At 65.2% G+C, this 16,738-nt stretch carries 11 protein-coding genes; 8 read left to right on the top strand and 3 right to left on the bottom strand.

Annotated features, from left to right (window positions below; all coding sequences use genetic code 11):
- Nucleotides 1–30: 30 nt before the first annotated feature.
- Nucleotides 31–3,891, top strand: a complete 3,861-nt coding sequence (locus AB870_RS01395) for a PipA/GogA/GtgA family type III secretion system effector (protein WP_157112196.1) — start codon at nucleotides 31–33, stop codon at nucleotides 3,889–3,891.
- Between the two features lie 6 nt (nucleotides 3,892–3,897).
- On the opposite strand, the gene AB870_RS01390 is transcribed toward AB870_RS01395, so the two are convergent.
- Both AB870_RS01390 and AB870_RS01385 read right to left on the bottom strand, forming a co-directional pair.
- Nucleotides 3,898–4,884 (bottom strand): GlxA family transcriptional regulator, encoded by a 987-nt coding sequence (locus tag AB870_RS01390; RefSeq protein WP_047908665.1) that lies wholly within the window; start codon nucleotides 4,882–4,884, stop codon nucleotides 3,898–3,900.
- Between the two features lie 19 nt (nucleotides 4,885–4,903).
- Nucleotides 4,904–6,175, bottom strand: coding sequence for an MFS transporter (locus tag AB870_RS01385; protein WP_084663206.1), 1,272 nt, complete (start codon nucleotides 6,173–6,175; stop codon nucleotides 4,904–4,906).
- 488 nt (nucleotides 6,176–6,663) lie between these two features.
- Here AB870_RS01385 and urtA point away from each other — a divergent pair, with 488 nt between their 5' ends.
- From urtA to AB870_RS01355, 6 genes are all read left to right on the top strand, one after another.
- Nucleotides 6,664–7,860: an urea ABC transporter substrate-binding protein gene (urtA, locus tag AB870_RS01380; RefSeq protein WP_418303989.1), complete on the top strand. Its 1,197-nt coding sequence runs from the start codon at nucleotides 6,664–6,666 to the stop codon at nucleotides 7,858–7,860.
- Between the two features lie 63 nt (nucleotides 7,861–7,923).
- Nucleotides 7,924–9,555 carry an urea ABC transporter permease subunit UrtB gene (urtB, locus tag AB870_RS01375; RefSeq protein ID WP_084664047.1) on the top strand — a complete coding sequence of 544 codons (1,632 nt, stop codon included), beginning with the start codon at nucleotides 7,924–7,926 and terminating at the stop codon, nucleotides 9,553–9,555.
- Nucleotides 9,556–10,758, top strand: coding sequence for an urea ABC transporter permease subunit UrtC (urtC, locus tag AB870_RS01370; RefSeq protein ID WP_047906634.1), 1,203 nt, complete (start codon nucleotides 9,556–9,558; stop codon nucleotides 10,756–10,758).
- Entirely contained in the window at nucleotides 10,755–11,621 is an 867-nt protein-coding gene (gene urtD / locus AB870_RS01365; protein ID WP_047906633.1) for an urea ABC transporter ATP-binding protein UrtD, read from the top strand. The genes urtC and urtD overlap by 4 nt, the downstream gene beginning before the upstream one ends.
- 2 nt (nucleotides 11,622–11,623) lie before the next feature.
- A complete protein-coding gene (gene urtE, locus AB870_RS01360; protein WP_047906632.1) occupies nucleotides 11,624–12,325 on the top strand; it encodes an urea ABC transporter ATP-binding subunit UrtE in 702 nt (233 codons plus the stop codon).
- Nucleotides 12,326–12,362: 37 nt separating this feature from the next.
- The gene (locus AB870_RS01355; RefSeq protein WP_084663205.1) at nucleotides 12,363–13,301 is read left to right on the top strand and encodes an urease accessory protein UreD; all 939 of its coding nucleotides are present in this window, start codon (nucleotides 12,363–12,365) and stop codon (nucleotides 13,299–13,301) included.
- A gap of 18 nt (nucleotides 13,302–13,319) precedes the next feature.
- Here the strand turns inward: AB870_RS01355 and AB870_RS01350 are convergent, their stop codons facing one another.
- Complete coding sequence (locus AB870_RS01350; RefSeq protein ID WP_047906631.1) at nucleotides 13,320–15,419, bottom strand: ATP-binding protein; 2,100 nt, start codon at nucleotides 15,417–15,419, stop codon at nucleotides 13,320–13,322.
- Nucleotides 15,420–15,915: 496 nt separating this feature from the next.
- Here AB870_RS01350 and AB870_RS01345 point away from each other — a divergent pair, with 496 nt between their 5' ends.
- The gene (locus AB870_RS01345) at nucleotides 15,916–16,686 is read left to right on the top strand and encodes a transporter substrate-binding domain-containing protein (protein ID WP_047908662.1); all 771 of its coding nucleotides are present in this window, start codon (nucleotides 15,916–15,918) and stop codon (nucleotides 16,684–16,686) included.
- Nucleotides 16,687–16,738: the final 52 nt, after the last annotated feature.

The following is a 16,738-nucleotide window of genomic DNA, read 5'->3' as shown; positions in this document are numbered from 1 at the left end:
CGAACCGTAGCGCCAACCGGGAGGACCTTCGTGCCATATCGCTACCGCTGTGAGACCCGGCGGCCCACGGCCACACCGAAGTTTTCCGCCGAGCCGGCGCGGCAGGCGCGGTGCCGCAGGGCCGCGATAGCTCGCGACGTCGCCCGGTTGCGCAATTGCCAGCGCACCGCCTCCCTGCCGGCAGCAGACGCGTGCCCGCGACGGAGGTCGACACGCCGCAGCGGCAACGAGACCGGCGCCCGCGACAAGCGCGCCCTGTTTCTGCTCACGTTGCTTGGCGTTCAGACCGTGCTCGCGTTTGAGGCGGCGGCCACGCCCGGCGCTCGAATTTGCCCCCGGCCGGCAGCGTGCACCCAAGTCGTTGCCCCGTGGAACCGATATGACGCGGCCACGCGCGCCACGGCGCTGCGCGCCTTGCCCGTGCAGCCGAACGCCACGCACTATCCTGCCTCTCGCCCCCCTTCGATCGACAACATGGCCGCGGCCTTCGCCGCCCTGTCGAATACCAGCGTCTGCCGCGAACAGGCCCGGCTGCGTTTGATGCGCGGTCTGATCGCGTCCGGCGCGCTCGATCGCGGCGAAGGCGTATGCCGGCTCGCGCAACGCCTTGTATCGCACGTCGCCGACGGGCGCTTGCCGGTGGCCGACAGTTGCTCCGCCGCCGAGCATTGGGCGCGCATTGCGCTGCTGCAACCGCCCACGCTGCACGACATACTCTCGAAGTTCGATCTGGACAAGGAAGGTGCCGCTGCGCCTGTGAACGTGACGCGTCTCATCGAACAGGAGGCTTCTCCGCTCCATATTCTGCGTGTCGTGCAATATCGGCGAGGCCGCTCGCTCGATGCGGTCGTCGGCCCCGGCTATGAGTGGCGCGGCCGGCTGTCCGTCAGTTCGTTCGAGGAGGCGGCTGCCATCCATCGGCTGAGCGCGCCGCATCGGTACGCCCAGACCGACGACGCGGATTTCGATAACATCGCGGCCTGCTACGAACGCCTGCTTGGCGACGAACTGGCGCATCTGCAGCTCGGCGCCCGCCTGATACCGCCACACGCGCCGGACGGCGGCGCCTACGGCATCTGGTTCGACGGCATGGCAGTGCGCGGCGCTGCCGGCATGTCGCTCGACACCGTCGCCGCCGCATTACACTCACGCGTTCACGACATTCCGGCCCTTGCGCTGCCCGCCGTCGATAACGGCATGGCGTGTCCTGGAAGACCGCTCATGCCGCTGGGGCGACGCGCAACGGCGTCGAGCGCCGCCTTGTCACAGCTCGACGTCGAAATGGTATTGCGCGCATATTTTGCCGAGTTGGCGGAAAGCAGTGCGTTCCGGTTCGGTACGCCCCTGCAATCGGCCGCGACCACCGTACTCAGACTGGGCGCCTATCATGGACTGACGCCGGGTCCGATGGACACGCCGGCGCAGGTGCTGCAGGCGTTTGTCGCGCTTCGCCGGGCCTGGCTTGCCGCCCCGCGCTTTCCTGTCGATCCGCTGCGTGTCGCGGCCTCGCATCTCGATCGGGCCAGCGGTCCGGCGAAAATGTCTCCGGCACCGGCTCGCCCGGTGCGCGCGAACAATGTCCCCGACGAAATCGCCTTTGCCCGGCGATTGATGGCCTACGTACCCTGGCGACCGGCGGCATCGCGAGAAGCGGTCGACGCACCGGAAAACGCAGCCCCGCTCCAGACGGAAGGTCGACGCTCGGCATTCATCGGGCACGGGAATCTGGCCATTCGAATCTGGCGCGACGGTTTGCGAGACACGTCGCGCGCGTTCGTTTCGCCCGATGCCGCAGGAGACGGTTCCAATGCCGCAGCGCTCATCAAGGCAGAGGAATTGATGCGCCTGTACCGGGTCCCTCCCAACGACACTGCAACGCACGAGCTGGCCGCGGCGCTGCGTGACACATGGGAGCAACTGAGCGCCTCGAACGCGGCACAGAGTGCGCCCACGCCGGAAACGCTGGACGTCATGCAGGAGATGCTGGAGGCGATACTTATCAGCCGCCCCATTGCGCATGTCGTCCATGCCGCAGCCCGCGGGGACGCGCGGGCGGTGCTCGACATGGTGCCCTTCGTCATGCCGGCTTACGAGATCGAGGAAGGCCTGCGCACCGGCAACCGCACGAGAGTCGTCAATGGCGCGATTCGTTTTGGAGTGGACGCCTTGTTTTTCTGGCTGGCCGGTGTCGCCGAGCGCTCACTGCAAACGTCGATCCGGTTGACGGTGGAACGACTGCGCATGCCGCCTTTCGAGCGTGCGGCATCGGCCACGCTCTCGCAGATCGGGCCTGAGTTCGAAGCGTTCGAGATGCAGGCGCTCAATGCCGTGCAACATGACCATGTTCGGCTCGACCCCTACGACGTGCTCACCGATGACGCCGCCGTGCCGGAGCCCTACCGGGATATGCCCCTGCCCCGTCGCATCGACCGCACACGTTCCATGGAGATGTTCTCCGACGAGCAGTTCGAGTTGATCCAGCGCTCCGGCATTGCCAGCCCGCCGGCAATGCAAGCGGCCGACGATCTCCTGACGTCGTCCGGCATGACGGCCGCGCGAAGTGCGCTGTTGCGACGTCGGGAAACCGTCGTCGACATGAAGCGGTTTCTGCCCGACAGACGCCGTGGTTCGTTGACGAACGTGCTGCAGGGCGTCGGGCAGGCATTGAGCTGCGCAATGCCGGCTGACGGGAGCGCGGCCGTGTCGGTGCGATCGATACTGAACCCGACTTGCGTCGAGAGCAACGCGGTCGTCGATGCGCTCGAAGATCTGCGCAGCCGCTCGCATATTCTCCAGACGCTGGTCGAGCGCGCAATGGAGGCCGAGCGTGGGCCCTGGGACATTCGCATTGTCGACGGCGAGCCGCCGCGCTTCGCCCCGGGAATGGACGCGCTGATATTGCCACCGGCGCCGCAACTCACGTCACGCTACCAATACGAATCGCCCGCCGGAAAGCAATGCTTCACGCTCGAACAGGCGGCGTTGCACGAATTCCTGCATGCCCTGACGGGGCTCGCCGACGCCTCCGCCACCGGGCATCGCGGCCCGATCGTCTACCTGACCGACCGGATCGGGCATCAGGCTGGCCGGGACTGGGCAGAACGCATTTCATATCGCGCATTCGGGCCCAACGGCGAGCTTTCCCCGGAAGCCGTGCTGCAGCGCCGTACCGAGGCAACGCACTGGATGTACGACGAGGACGCGTTGCTCGACCGGTATGCGCGCGAGGAATTCGGCGTCACGGCAAACAGCTTCGTGGACGGAGAACGGGTCACTGACCGGGTTACCGTAAAGGACGTCAAACGATTCGCCAGCGTGCTCGACCTGGCGGACTATCCTCAATCGGCTTCCGTCGAGTTCGTCGGCTCGGCGCTGGACAATCGCCTCGGCGTCACCGAAGAGCTGCGCAGCACGTTTCAGCGTCTCATGTCCAGTCATCTTTTTCGCGCATTCTTCAGCCTTCGGGCCGTCGTCGAGCCCCGCGTGGAATGGCAGATACGGCTCACGGCCCGGAGTCCGTCGATCGGCAGGCGCAGCGGTTGGGCCGAGACGCCCTGGCGCATCGATCACGACCTGTCCACCATTGACCTCGATGTCTCGCCGGTCTTCTGCCTGACGGCATCGGGCCCTCGCCCGCTCTCATCCGAACAGCGCAACGTGGGCCTGCTGATCGATCTGGTGACTCATGGGCTGAAGATTCGCGACGTGGCCAGCCCCGCCACGCAGCGCGGGCTGAAGGTCTATCTGGAAAACAAGCTGCTGCAACTGCCGCGTGGCGAAACGCGCGTGGCGGCTGCACTGTCGCACGACCCGGAAACGCTGATTCCGTTTATCACCCGGGCACGCCGCGGCGCGTTGGACGAGGACGCTTATCTGGCAAGCCATGTCTAGCGCACGCTATGCCGGCACCCGAACGCCGAACCGTTCCCGGTACGCCATCGGCGTCACGCCATACTGACGCTGAAACGCGCGGCGCAGGTTTTGTTCGTCGCCGAAGCCGACGCGGGCGGCAATGCGCTTGAGGGGCGCGTCCGAGTCGAGCAACGCGAATCTCGCCGCCTCAAGACGCATCCGCTCCACCGCCTTGGCCGGTGTCGAGCCAGTGCGGGCGAGGTAGCTGCGGGCAAACGTCCGGGGACTCATGTTCGCCTGCTCCGCCAGCCGCGTCACCGACAAGTCCCCGTCCAGACGCTGCGCCATCCACGCATGCAGATCGCCGAACGCCGCGCCCGCCGCGACCTGTTCCCGCAACGGCGGACTGAATTGCGACTGACCGCCCGCGCGCTTGAGAAACACCACGAGCCGGCGCGCCGCCTGTAGCGCCACGTCGACGCCGCAATCGTCCTCGATCAGCGCCAGTCCCAGATCGATGCCCGCCGTGATTCCGGCCGACGTCCACACCGGGTCCTGACGCACGTAGATCGGGTCGGACTCGACCATCGCCTCCGGAAAGCAGGCCTGCAACATGGCCGTGTCGAGCCAGTGTGTCGTTGCGCGACGGCCGTTCAACAACCCCGCCGAGCCGAGAATGAATGCCCCCACGCACACCGAACACACGCGTCTGACCTTCGGCGCATAGCCACGCAACCAGTCGCCGACCGGCCCCGGCACCGCCGGCCGATGGGCGAGCGCGCCACCCACCGCGACCAGCGTATCGACGAGCCGATCGTCCAGCGTGTGCATCGGCTCCGTGTGCAACGTGATGCCCGAGCCCGTCTCCACCGGCCCGCCATGCTCGGAGACCACCACGGTCTCGTAGGGCGCGCCCAGCCCCTGTTCCGTGAAGTTGCGAATGACGGCGTGAAACGCGTCGAGCGGCCCCGCCAGATCCAGCAGCACGAATGGCGGCACGATGAGAAATGCGATGAGACGAGGTTGACTCATGGTGGTATCGATACGTGATCTATGCAGCCACTTGTGCGGGGCGCCGCTTTGCATCGAGCGCATACCAAACCGTGGCAAGCGCGGCGATCAGCAGCAAGGGGAACGTCGCCTGATTGATCGTCGACCAGCCGAAGCGTGCGAGCAGTTGGCCGGCAAACAGACTCGCGAGCGCCGTTCCCGCAAACGTGATGAACTCGTTGGCCGCCTGCGCACGCGCGCGCTCGGCCGGACGGTAGGACATCGTGAGCAACGTCGTGCCCCCCACGAACATGAAGTTCCAGCCCACGCCCAGGAACGCCAGCGCCGCGTAGAAGTACGCCAGGCTCGTTGACATCAGTGCCAGCACACCGCACAGCGCCGACATCGCAATGCCGAGCAGCAGCACCGGCACCACGCCCCAACGCTTCACGAGATGCCCCGAGAAGAACGACGGCGCATACATGCCTACCAGGTGCCACTCGATGATGTGCGCACCGTCGTCGATGCTATGACCGCATGCCACGGCGGCAATCGGCGTCGCCGTCATGACGAACATCATCACCATGAAGCCGATCAGATTGTTCGCCAGGGCCGCCACGTAAATCGGCTGTCGCATGATCTCGCCCAGTGAACGTGCGGGTAGCGCCGCCGCATCCCCCGCACTGCCGGGCGCCGCATGGACCGGCAAGTCGCGCAGAAACCCCGCGAGCAGAACAAGCGACACCCCCGAGAGGATCGTGACGACGAGATACGATCCGGCGAACGTCACCGGCGCGAGCCAGTCCTTGCTGCCCGCCGCCAGCGCCGGTCCGATCACGGCAGCCAGCACGCCGCCCGTGAGTACGACCGAGATGGCGCGCGGCTTGTCCTCGACGGGCACGACGTCCGCCGCGGCCAGACGGTAGTAACGCGCAAATGCCTGGAACACGCCCACGCACGCCGTGCCCGCACAGAACATCGCGAAGTGGCGCTCGTAGATCGCCATGACCGACACCAGCCCGCCGACGGTGCCGAACAAAGCCCCCAGCGCGAAGCCGAACCGCTGGCCGAAGCGCTGGATCAGCATCGACGCAACGATCGTCGTGATGGCCGAAGCCACCGTAATCAGTGAAAACGGCAGCGTGGCGTATCCCTTGTCGGACGCGAGCATGTAGCCGACCAGGCCGGTCAGTGTCAGGTCGACGGACAACGCCGCCGTGTAAAGCGCCTGACAGGCGGCGAGCACGGCGGCATAGCGCCGGCCAAGCCGCCGGCGTTGCTGCGGCACAGGGTCGGTGGGCGGCGCACGGCGCCCGGCAACGGTATCGGTCATATGCGGGTATCCAACAAGTCGGTAGTCTTCGGGAGCCCATCTTCGGGAGCCCTCATCTTGCCGCCGGCCGGTTTGGCACGAATGCCAATCATGCATCAAAAAATGCCACCGGCGGCGAACGCACCCGCATGCAGTTGGACGCAACACGCCGGTGGGTACGCGTGGGCGCGGCACGCCCGATGCACAACGACGATCCACGCCATGCCGGTCGCGCCAATTCGGTGCGCACCAACACAGCGCACCGTCGCACCATCGTGCTCCCCGCATGCGTGCCGTGTTCTTCTTACGTCCTTCTCGCAGGCGGTTTCCGCGCGGCGCGCCGCCACCGTCCTCCTCGCGCGCCATGCCTTGGCCCTCCTGGCACGTCCCTTGCGTAAGTCTTCCGACACCGGATCTACCGGTCTAACCAGGAAAGGGGAAGACGTACCATGAAACGACGCACGCTACTCCAGATGGCGGCCCTCTCGGGCGCCGCATCGCTTACCGGCATGGCGCCCAATTTGTTCGCGCAGAGCAAGCAGCCCATCAAGGTCGGTATCCTGCATTCGCTCTCGGGCACGATGGCCATCTCGGAGACGTCGCTCAAGGACGTCGCGCTCATGACCATCGCCGACATCAACGCCAAGGGCGGCGTGATGGGCCGCCCGCTCGAAGCCGTGGTCGTCGATCCTGCGTCGAACTGGCCGCTGTTCGCCGAGAAGGCGCGTCAGTTGCTTACCAAGGACAAGGTCGCCGCCGTGTTCGGCTGCTGGACCTCGGTGTCGCGTAAATCGGTGCTGCCCGTCTTCGAGGAACTCAACGGTCTGCTCTATTACCCGGTGCAGTACGAAGGCGAAGAGATGTCGAAGAACGTCTTCTACACGGGCGCCGCGCCGAATCAGCAGGCGATTCCCGCCGTGGAATATCTGATGGGCAAGGAAGGCGGCAGCGCCAAGCGCTTCTTCCTGCTGGGTACGGACTACGTTTATCCGCGCACGACCAACAAGATTCTGCGCGCTTTCCTGCATTCGAAGGGCGTGGCCGACAAGGATATTCAGGAGGTCTACACGCCGTTCGGTCACAGCGACTATCAGACCATCGTTGCCAACATCAAACAGTTCGCGCAAGGCGGCAAGACCACGGTCATCTCGACCATCAACGGCGACTCGAACGTGCCGTTCTACAAGGAACTCGGCAACCAGGGGCTGAAGGCGACGGACGTACCGGTCGTGGCGTTCTCCGTGGGCGAAGAAGAGTTGCGCGGCATCGACACCCGGCCGCTCGTGGGGCACCTTGCGGCCTGGAATTACTTCATGTCGGTCAAGAACCCGACCAACGATGCATTCAAGAAGGAATGGTTCGCCTACGTGAAGGCCAAGGGACTGCCCGGCGGCGACAAGCGCGTGACGAACGACCCGATGGAAGCGACGTACGTCGGCATGCACATGTGGAAGCAGGCGGTCGAGAAGGCAGCGAGCACAGACGTCGACAAGGTCCGCACGGCAATGATCGGCCAGTCCTTCAAGTCGCCCGACGGCTTCGACATGGTCATGGACGGCAACCACCACCTGCACAAGCCGGTCATGATCGGCGAAATCCGTCCTGACGGTCAGTTCAATGTCGTGTGGAAGACCAAGGCCCCTGTGCGTGCCCAGCCGTGGAGTCCGTTCATCGCAGGCAACGAAGGCAAGCCCGACAAGGTTTGATTTTCCTTCCATTCCTTGCGCCGGAGCCGCACCGACAGGCTTCGGCGCATGCAGAGGTTTCGCATGATAACGATAAGACGCTGGACCGCTGCCGCCCTTGTCCTGCTCTCACTGGGCGCTGCGCTGACGAACTCCTCCCCGGCAATGGCCGCCCCGGCGGGTATCGCCCAGGCCGATCTGGCCGCCCTCGCGGGCGATGACTTCGACGCCAAGGCGCAAGCCATCGATCACCTCGCCGCCGACGGTTCGCCGCAAGCCGCTGCGTTGCTCAAGGCGCTCGCCGACGACACCGTGGTGATCGTAGGCGAGCGCCTCGCCCTCCAGAAGGACGACAGGTACGTCGACCCGATCACCGGCGCGCAGGTGAAAGCCGACGACGCCGGCTCGCTCACGCTCAACAATGTGCTGCGCGCGAAGGTCGCCACGGCCGCCGCGGCAGGCGCGCTGCTCTCGCCGGAGCACGACGCACGCGCGCAAGCCATCGACACGATGCTGCAAAATCCGTCGCCTGCCTTCAAGACGCTGATCGAACAGGCGCGCCGGAAGGAGACGGACCCGGCGCTGCGCAAGCGCCTCGATCAACTCTGGGCGCAATCGGCCCTGCATGACGCCGATCCGACGAAGCGCCGCGAGGCCATCGACCTGATCGCGGCCGCCGGCGATCCGCAAATGCGGGATCTGCTGCTGCCCATCGTCGCCAAACAGGCAGACGGCACTTACGCCGAGCCGGACGCCACGGTGCGCAGCGCCGCCGACATCGCGCTGACACAGCTGGCATCCGCGCAACGGCGCAGCGAGTTCTTCGGCACGCTGTTCGCCGGTCTGTCGCTCGGCAGCGTGTTGCTGCTCGCTGCGCTCGGGCTTGCGATTACCTACGGGCTGATCGGCGTCATCAACATGGCGCACGGCGAGTTTCTGATGATCGGCGCGTACGCCACCTATGCCGTGCAGACGCTGTTCCAGCGCTTTGCGCCCGGCGCGTTCGACTGCTATCTCGCCGCCGCGGTGCCGGCCGCGTTCCTCGTGGCTGCCGCCGTCGGCTTCGTGCTGGAGCGTACCGTCATCAAGCATTTGTACGGACGTCCGCTGGAGACGCTGCTCACGACCTTCGGTATCAGCCTGCTCCTGATCCAGGCGGTGCGCACGCTGTTCGGTGCACAGAACGTCGAGGTCATCAACCCGTCGTGGATGAGCGGCGGCATCGCCGTGCTGCCGAATCTGATGCTGCCGTACAACCGCATCGTGATCCTGCTGTTCGCGCTCGTGGTCGTCGCGCTCACATGGTCGGTCCTCAATCTCACACGGCTGGGCCTGTTCATTCGCGCCGTGACGCAGAACCGTTCGATGGCGGCGTGCGTGGGCGTGAAGACGGGACGCGTCGACAGCTACGCCTTTGCCTTCGGTGCCGGCATCGCCGGTCTGGGCGGTTGCGCGCTCTCGCAGATCGGGAACGTCGGCCCGGACCTTGGGCAGAGCTACATCATCGATTCGTTCATGGCCGTGGTGCTCGGCGGCGTGGGTCAGCTTGCGGGCACGATCGTCGGCGCGTTCGGTCTGGGCATCGCCAACAAGTTGCTCGAACCGGTATGGGGGGCCGTGCTCGCCAAGATCGCCGTGCTGATTCTCATTGTGCTGTTCATCCAGAAACGCCCGCAGGGCATGTTCGCGCTCAAAGGGCGCAGCGCGGAGGCCTGAATGCAGACGCCGAACTTTCTCCCGGACGGCGTCGTGCCCGCGATGACGCTGGATGTCCCGGCGCGCGCGCGCCTGCTGCCGAAGCACGTCGCCCCGTTCCTGCTGGCATTCGTGGTGGCCGTGATGGTCATCGTGCCGGTATGCGCGCTGGCGCTGCCCGCCAGTCATCCGCTGCATCTCTCGGCGTACGCCATGACCCTCGTGGGCAAGATCATGTGCTATGCCATTGCGGCACTGGCGCTCGATCTGGTGTGGGGCTATTGCGGCATTCTGAGCCTCGGCCACGGCCTGTTCTTTGCGCTGGGCGGCTACGCGATGGGAATGTATCTCATGCGCGGCATCGGGCGCGACGGCGTGTATCACAGCGACCTGCCGGACTTCATGGTGTTCCTCGACTGGAAGGCATTGCCGTGGTACTGGAGCGGCACGGAGCATTTCGCATGGGCGATGTTCCTTGTCGTGGCGCTGCCCGGTGCCGTGGCATGGCTCTTCGGGTATCTGGCCTTCCGCTCGCGCGTGAAGGGCGTGTACCTGTCGATCATCACGCAGGCGCTCACGTTCGCCGCCATGCTGCTGTTCTATCGCAACGAAACTGGATTCGGCGGCAACAACGGCTTTACGGACTTCAAGCGCATTCTCGGCTACTCGATCACCTCGGCGAACACGCGCACCGTGCTGTTTCTGGTGACGTTCGCCGTGCTCGTCGGGGCGTTCCTGCTGTGTCGCGCACTGGTCGTCTCGAAGTTCGGCCGTGTGGTCACCGCCATTCGCGACGGCGAGTCGCGCGCCATGTTCCTCGGCTATCGCCCGCTGAGCTACAAGTTGTTCGTGTGGACGTTGTCCGCGATGCTGTGCGGTATCGCGGGCGCGTTGTACGTGCCGCAGGTCGGCATCATCAACCCGAGCGAGATGGCCCCGGTCAATTCCATCGAAATGGCGATCTGGGTTGCCATCGGCGGACGCGGCTCGCTCGTCGGCCCGATTGCCGGGGCGTTCATCGTCAATGGCGCCAAGAGCTTCTTCACGGCGTACTTCGCCGAATACTGGCTGTTCTTCCTCGGCGCGATGTTCGTGCTGGTGCCGCTGCTACTGCCGCAGGGCGTCATCGGCCTTGTCGCGCAGCTCTCACGCAAGCGTGCACGGCACGCCTGCTCCGAGGCGGTGAGCGACGTACCCCACCCGGTTTCCGGAGATCGCGCATGAGACCCGATTACGACATCCGTTGGCAACAGGCCGATGCTCCGGAAGCATCCGTCACCGTCAGCGGCGACACCACCGGCATGTCGCACCTCGTGGTGCCGGGCGAGATCGATACCTCGCACGGCCTCATCCTCTATCTGGAGAACATTTCGGTCTCGTTCGACGGTTTTCGCGCACTCAACGATCTGTCGCTGTCGATCAGGACCAACGAACTGCGTTGCATCATCGGTCCGAACGGCGCTGGCAAAACGACGATGATGGACGTCATCACCGGCAAGACGCGGGCCGATTCGGGCCGCGCCTTCCTCGGACAGACACTCGACCTCTCGAGGCTGGACGAACCGGCCATCGCGCAGGCGGGCGTGGGCCGCAAGTTTCAGAAGCCGACCGTCTTCGAGCATCACAGCGTGTGGGAAAACCTCGAACTCGCATGTGCAGGCGACAAGCGCTGGTTCCGTGCGCTCTGGGCGATGCTCACGCCGACAATGCGTCGCCGCATCGAGGAAGTGCTTGCGCTCACGCATCTGGAGCATCAGGCGCATGTGTGCGCGGGGCAGTTGTCGCACGGGCAAAAACAGCGGCTCGAGATCGGCATGCTGCTCATGCAGCAGCCGCAACTGCTGTTGCTCGACGAGCCCGCCGCCGGCATGACCGACGAGGAGACGGCGCAACTGGCCGAGTTGCTCAATCGTCTGCGCGGGCATTGCTCGATGATGGTGGTCGAGCACGACATGGCGTTCGTCGCCGCGCTTGCCGCGGACTCGGGCGTGGTGACCGTCATGGCCGAAGGCCGCGTGCTCGCCGAGGGCACCCTCGACGTGGTGCAGCGCGACGAGCGCGTGATCGAATCGTATCTGGGACGCTGAGCATGCTGGAAATTCACGCACTCAATCAGTACTACAGCGGCAGCCACATCCTGCGCAATGTGGAATTCACGGTGCCCGATGCGCAACTTACCGTGCTGCTCGGTCGCAACGGCGTCGGCAAGACAACGTTGCTCAAATGCCTCATGGGCGTGGTGCCGGTGAAGTCGGGCAGCATCGCATGGCGCGGCAGGACGATCACGGGCGCGCCGTCGTATGCCCGCGTGTCGGACGGGCTGGCGTACGTGCCGCAGGGGCGCGAGATCTTTCCGCGTCTGAGTGTCGAAGAGAACCTGCTGATCGGTGCCGCGAGCCGACCGGCGCGCGACGCGAAACGCGGCGTGCCCGACGACATCTACGAATTGTTTCCGGTGCTGCGCGACATGAAGCAGCGGCGCGGCGGCGATCTGTCCGGCGGCCAGCAGCAGCAGCTCGCCATCGGACGCGCCCTCATGAGCGAGCCGCAACTTCTGATTCTCGACGAACCGACCGAAGGTATTCAGCCGTCGAGCATCAAGGATATCGGACGGACGTTGCGACGCCTCGTCGACGAGCGCGGCATGACCGTGCTGCTCGTCGAACAGTATTACGACTTCGCTCTCGAACTTGCCGATCACTATCGCGTGATGAGTCGTGGCGCGATTGTCGCAAGCGGACTCGGCAAGGACATGGAGGCCGATGGCGTGCGGCACATGGTGGCGGTGTAAGCTGGCGTCTGTCCCTTCCTGACCAATACCGGATTGCATGAACGCTTCGCACGCCCCATCTGCCATCGACACATCCGATGACGCGTCGTCCCCGTCGTCGTCCCCGTCGTCGTCCCCTGCGTCTGCTGCGACGTCTGCATCGGCAGACACCGGCTGGCATGCCGGACTGACGCTCGGCTTCGTTCGCCATGACACGCGCACCGTGCTTGCCACGCGACGCCACACGGGGCCGCTCGTCGTGCAGAAGTCGCTGCATCCGGAAGGGCCCGGCATCTGCCATGCGGTGGTGGTACATCCGCCCGGCGGCATAGCGGGCGGCGACGCGTTGACCATCGATGTCGAGGTCGGCGCAAACGCCCATGCGGTGCTCACGACGCCCGGCGCGACCAAGTGGTACAAGTCGCAAGGCCGCTTCGGCACACAGGACATCACCCTCGCGGTTCGCGACGGTGCGAAACTCGACTGGCTGCCATTGGAGAACATCGTGTTCGAGCATGCGGACGCGCGCCAGCGCATTACCGTGCGACTCGGCGAAAACGCGACCGCCATCGGCTGGGATGCCACATTGCTCGGCCGCCAGGCGTCGGGCGAGCAATGGACGCAGGGGCGCTGGCGCTCGAACTTCGAACTGCGCGACGCACAGGAACGGCTGCTATGGGCCGAGCAGGCGGTGCTCGGCGCCGACGACGCCCAACGCGCCGGCGCGACAGGACTGGCCGGGTTTTCCGTCTTCGCGGCGCTTTGGGCGGTGGCTCCGGCATGCACGCGCGCGTTGGCCGAGTCGCTGGCCGAAGGCCTGCCGTTCGACGACCGGATCCGCGCGGGCGTGACGTGCCTGCCGGGCAACGTGCTCGTGCTCCGCGTGCTGAGTCACGACATGGAGGCCGCGCGGCAACTGCTCATCGCGCACTGGCTCAAGCTGCGCCCGCTCGTTCACGGCGCGCCGGCCGAGCCGCTGCGGATCTGGTCGACGTGATCCGCTCACCAGGCAAAGTCATTTCTGAGACGGCACGTTGGTCGACGAATTTGCAGTGTCTTCCGGCGCTGCGATTGGCTCGTCCATCGCAGCCTCCAAACCTTCGGGTTCAACGGGTGACGCCGTCAACAGAGGGGCCAGAACGTCATGCCCCTGAAGCACGTCCCCTTCTCGCAGCTCGCGTCGCAGGATTGGATGGACATTTTGCATTGAAATCGCGGTCGACGCGGTGACGAAGTCATAGATGTTTTTCTCGCCGCCTCTGCTCACCAGACACCACTCCACGTCCGCGCCCGCGTCGAAATCGACAAACGAGAAGATATCCCGGCACTCTTCCATGCGAAGGGTAATCTCGCCTGACCGCATGCCCTTCTTAAGGCCTTCTTGACGCGATGCTATGGCTTCATTGATGGCTTTGATCACCTCTGCCCGGCTCAACTGCGGTCCGGAGGCTCTGATGTCGAACCGGCTGGCCTGCGCGGAGGCTTGTGCGGCCCGCTCGGGCCGGCCCGCCTTGATGTAGGCGGTTTCGGCCTCGCGGCAGGCTGCTGCGGCCTCCTTGGGCAGACTCGCCTGCGCGTAAGCTTTCGCCGCCTGCAGGCGGGCGTCTGCAGCCTGCAAGCGCCACCCCGCATCCGTGCTGGCTTTCGCAACCGCCATGTAGTTTTTTGCCGCCATCCGGTAGGCGTCTTCGGCGCGGTCGTGCCGATTCAGGCACCTATAGAACTTTGCGGCACTGCTGAAGGCTTTTGCAGCTGTACTGAACCAGCCTGCCTGCTCACTGGCCGCCGCGGCCAACATGTAGGTTGCTGCGGCCCGCTCACCATTCCCTGCTTCCGCGTAAAGCGCCGCGGCCGCCAGGTAGCTTTTTGCTATTTGTGCATTCCTCCCATAAGTTTCCGCGGCGCGAAGGTGGGCTTGTGCGGCCATAAGGAAGGATTCTACGGCCTCGTTATGCCGGTCCGCCTGTTTGTACGACATTCCAGCCGCCTTGTAAGCGCCCGCGGCCTGCCTCTGGGCTTTCGCAGCCTTCTCGTACTGTCCCGCCTGCCTATGGGCGTCTGCAGCGTTCCAGTAGTTTTTTGCGGCACACAATTCAACTTCCGCGGCCTTCTCGTTCAGGCCGGCCCTCGCATAGGCCTTTGCGACCGCCTTATAGGCGTGGGCGATGCTCGTATACGCGTCTGCCCCGCCTTCCTGCGGATCGATCCCCAGGATGGCTTGTATGGCTTTCGTGCCGGCTTCCACGCTCTTCTCGGGCAGATGATTCTCCGCGTAGATTTGCGCGGCCATGCTGAAGGCGAATGTCGCCATCAGACAGGCTTCGTTTCGATCGTCCGCTGCGAGGGTTTCGGCGCCCATCATGCAGACCTCGCCGGACATCAGGCCGGTTTCGGCGGCCAACTCGGGCTGGCCCGCGCACCAGTGAGCCCGGGAGGCCATGCCGTAGGCTTCTGCGGCTTGCGGCAACCGCTTCGCGTGCGTGTAGACGCCCGCAGCCATCTTGTAGATTTCCGCCGCCAGTTCATACCGTGCTGCCTGCATGTGGATCTCTGCGGCCTGACGGTAGGCGTCTGCAGCCCAACTGGCCCGGCCGGCCAGCTTGTAGACATCACCGGCCGTCTCGTAGTCTTCTGCGGCCTTCGCGCGGGCCCCTGCGAGGACATTGTCCTTGCCTTGCCTCCAGCACGCATGGCCGGCCAGACACAGCCCGTCTGGTTCAGAGAGGTATTTTGCAAAGCCGTTGTTTCCAGCGGTTCCGCCAAGGAGCCGCTGCAGCGCTTCTTTCCCGGCGGGCGAGAGACGTTCGGCCAGCAGCACCAGTGCGCCCTCGCGGTTGCCCGGAATCGAGCCGGTACCCTGATGCTGCGCGTCGGCACGCTTGCAAAGGACCAGGGTGGCCAGCGCTTTCCGGCACGCCGCTGTATCGACGCCGTCAAAGACCAGATCGCAGAATTGCCTCAACTCTGGCGTGTTGGCAATCGCCTCATGGGCTGCCAGGGCGGCCTGATCGTTAGTGACGTCGATCTCAGCCGCATCCACGACGTCGATCTGATGACTTCGGGGCGCGGGGGCGACAAGCTGGTAGCGGGTAGCCGTGGAGTGAGTGAGCCCCATAGGGAAGATCCTGCCGCGAGCATGAGCGATGCCAACAAATACCACGACCGGCCCTGCGCCTCCTCCGTATTTCGGCCAAAACATGTGTCATCGGAAAATGAACCACGGGGGCCGGCGTCGTTCTCGGCACGCAGCGGCGCGCGCTGCTTCGTTGCACAACTTTGGGGATGCGTTCGCCGACGTCACCCGCCTTCGGCGAATTTCGCACCACTTCAGGGCAATGCGACGGCTCGCACGGCGCGCTTGACACGTCGATATCCGGCGCCAGGCGCGTCGTACCGGGGGAAAGCGCACAACGACGGTGCCGGGCACGGTTCGTGCTACCTCACAGTATCGACCGGTCTGACCAGATACCGGACATCGAAATCGCTTCGTTCCCCACCCCGCTTTCGAGGTTGCCGCCATGCTGCCGTTTCCCCGCACCGCCGTCTCACGCCAAGCCGTTGCCGCCACGCTCGGCGCGCGCGCGCGCGCCCGTCGCGTTTTTGCCGGCTTGATGCTCGCTGCGAGCGTAATCGCCGCGCTCGCCATGGCGACGCCGCGCATCGCCCATGCCGACGGCCTCGACGACATCGTCAAGCGCGGCACATTGCGTGTCGCCGTGCCGCAGGACTTTCCGCCGTTCGGCTCCATCGGCCCGGACATGAAACCCGCCGGATACGACATCGACACGGCCGTACTGCTGGCCAGGGGCATGGGCGTGAAGCTCGAACTCGTCCCCGTGACCAGCGCCAATCGCGTGCCCTATCTCACGACGAACAAGGCCGATCTGGTGATCTCCAGCCTGGGCAAAAACGCCGAACGCGAAAAGGTCATCGACTTCTCCGATGCCTACGCGCCGTTTTACAACGGTGTGTTCGGCCCGAAAGACATCGCCGTGTCAAAGCCCGCCGACCTGTCGGGCAAGACCGTCGGCGTGACGCGCGGCGCGGTCGAAGACCTCGAACTCTCGAAGATCGCCCCGGCAGACGCCACGATCAAACGCTTCGAGGACAACAACGGCACGATCTCGGCCTTCCTCTCGGGTCAGGTGCAACTCGTTGCGACCGGCAACGTCGTGGCGGCCGCGATTCTCGCCAGGCATCCGCCCAAGCTGCCCGAGCCGAAGTTCCTCATCAAGAACTCGCCGTGCTTCGTCGGCCTGAACAAAAACGAGCCACGGTTGCTTGCCAAGGTCAACGCGATCCTTGCCGCGGCGAAACACGACGGCTCGCTCGGCAAGGTCTCCCAGAAGTGGCTGGGCATGCCGCTGCCGGCCGATCTGTGACATCCGGCCTCCGTTTCTCTCCCTGCGTCTGAAACGCCAAACGCATCACTGT

It is taken from the genome of Pandoraea faecigallinarum, assembly GCF_001029105.3.
Classification (GTDB): Bacteria; Pseudomonadota; Gammaproteobacteria; order Burkholderiales; family Burkholderiaceae; genus Pandoraea; species Pandoraea faecigallinarum.
The sequence above is the reverse complement of the archived record's forward strand: the minus strand, read 5'-3'. Positions and strand labels throughout refer to the sequence as shown.

Bases quoted from the DNA above. Each gene is read 5' to 3' on its own strand.
- urtD (WP_047906633.1), top strand. From the start codon at position 10,755: ATGAGACCCGATTACGACATCCGTTGGCAACAGGCCGATGCTCCGGAA.
- AB870_RS01355 (WP_084663205.1), top strand. From the start codon at position 12,363: ATGAACGCTTCGCACGCCCCATCTGCCATCGACACATCCGATGACGCG.
- AB870_RS01350 (WP_047906631.1), bottom strand. From the start codon at position 15,419: ATGGGGCTCACTCACTCCACGGCTACCCGCTACCAGCTTGTCGCCCCC.
- AB870_RS01390 (WP_047908665.1), bottom strand. From the start codon at position 4,884: ATGAGTCAACCTCGTCTCATCGCATTTCTCATCGTGCCGCCATTCGTG.
- urtB (WP_084664047.1), top strand. From the start codon at position 7,924: ATGATAACGATAAGACGCTGGACCGCTGCCGCCCTTGTCCTGCTCTCA.
- urtA (WP_418303989.1), top strand. From the start codon at position 6,664: ATGGCGCCCAATTTGTTCGCGCAGAGCAAGCAGCCCATCAAGGTCGGT.
- AB870_RS01385 (WP_084663206.1), bottom strand. From the start codon at position 6,175: ATGACCGATACCGTTGCCGGGCGCCGTGCGCCGCCCACCGACCCTGTG.
- urtE (WP_047906632.1), top strand. From the start codon at position 11,624: ATGCTGGAAATTCACGCACTCAATCAGTACTACAGCGGCAGCCACATC.
- AB870_RS01345 (WP_047908662.1), top strand. From the start codon at position 15,916: ATGCTCGCTGCGAGCGTAATCGCCGCGCTCGCCATGGCGACGCCGCGC.
- urtC (WP_047906634.1), top strand. From the start codon at position 9,556: ATGCAGACGCCGAACTTTCTCCCGGACGGCGTCGTGCCCGCGATGACG.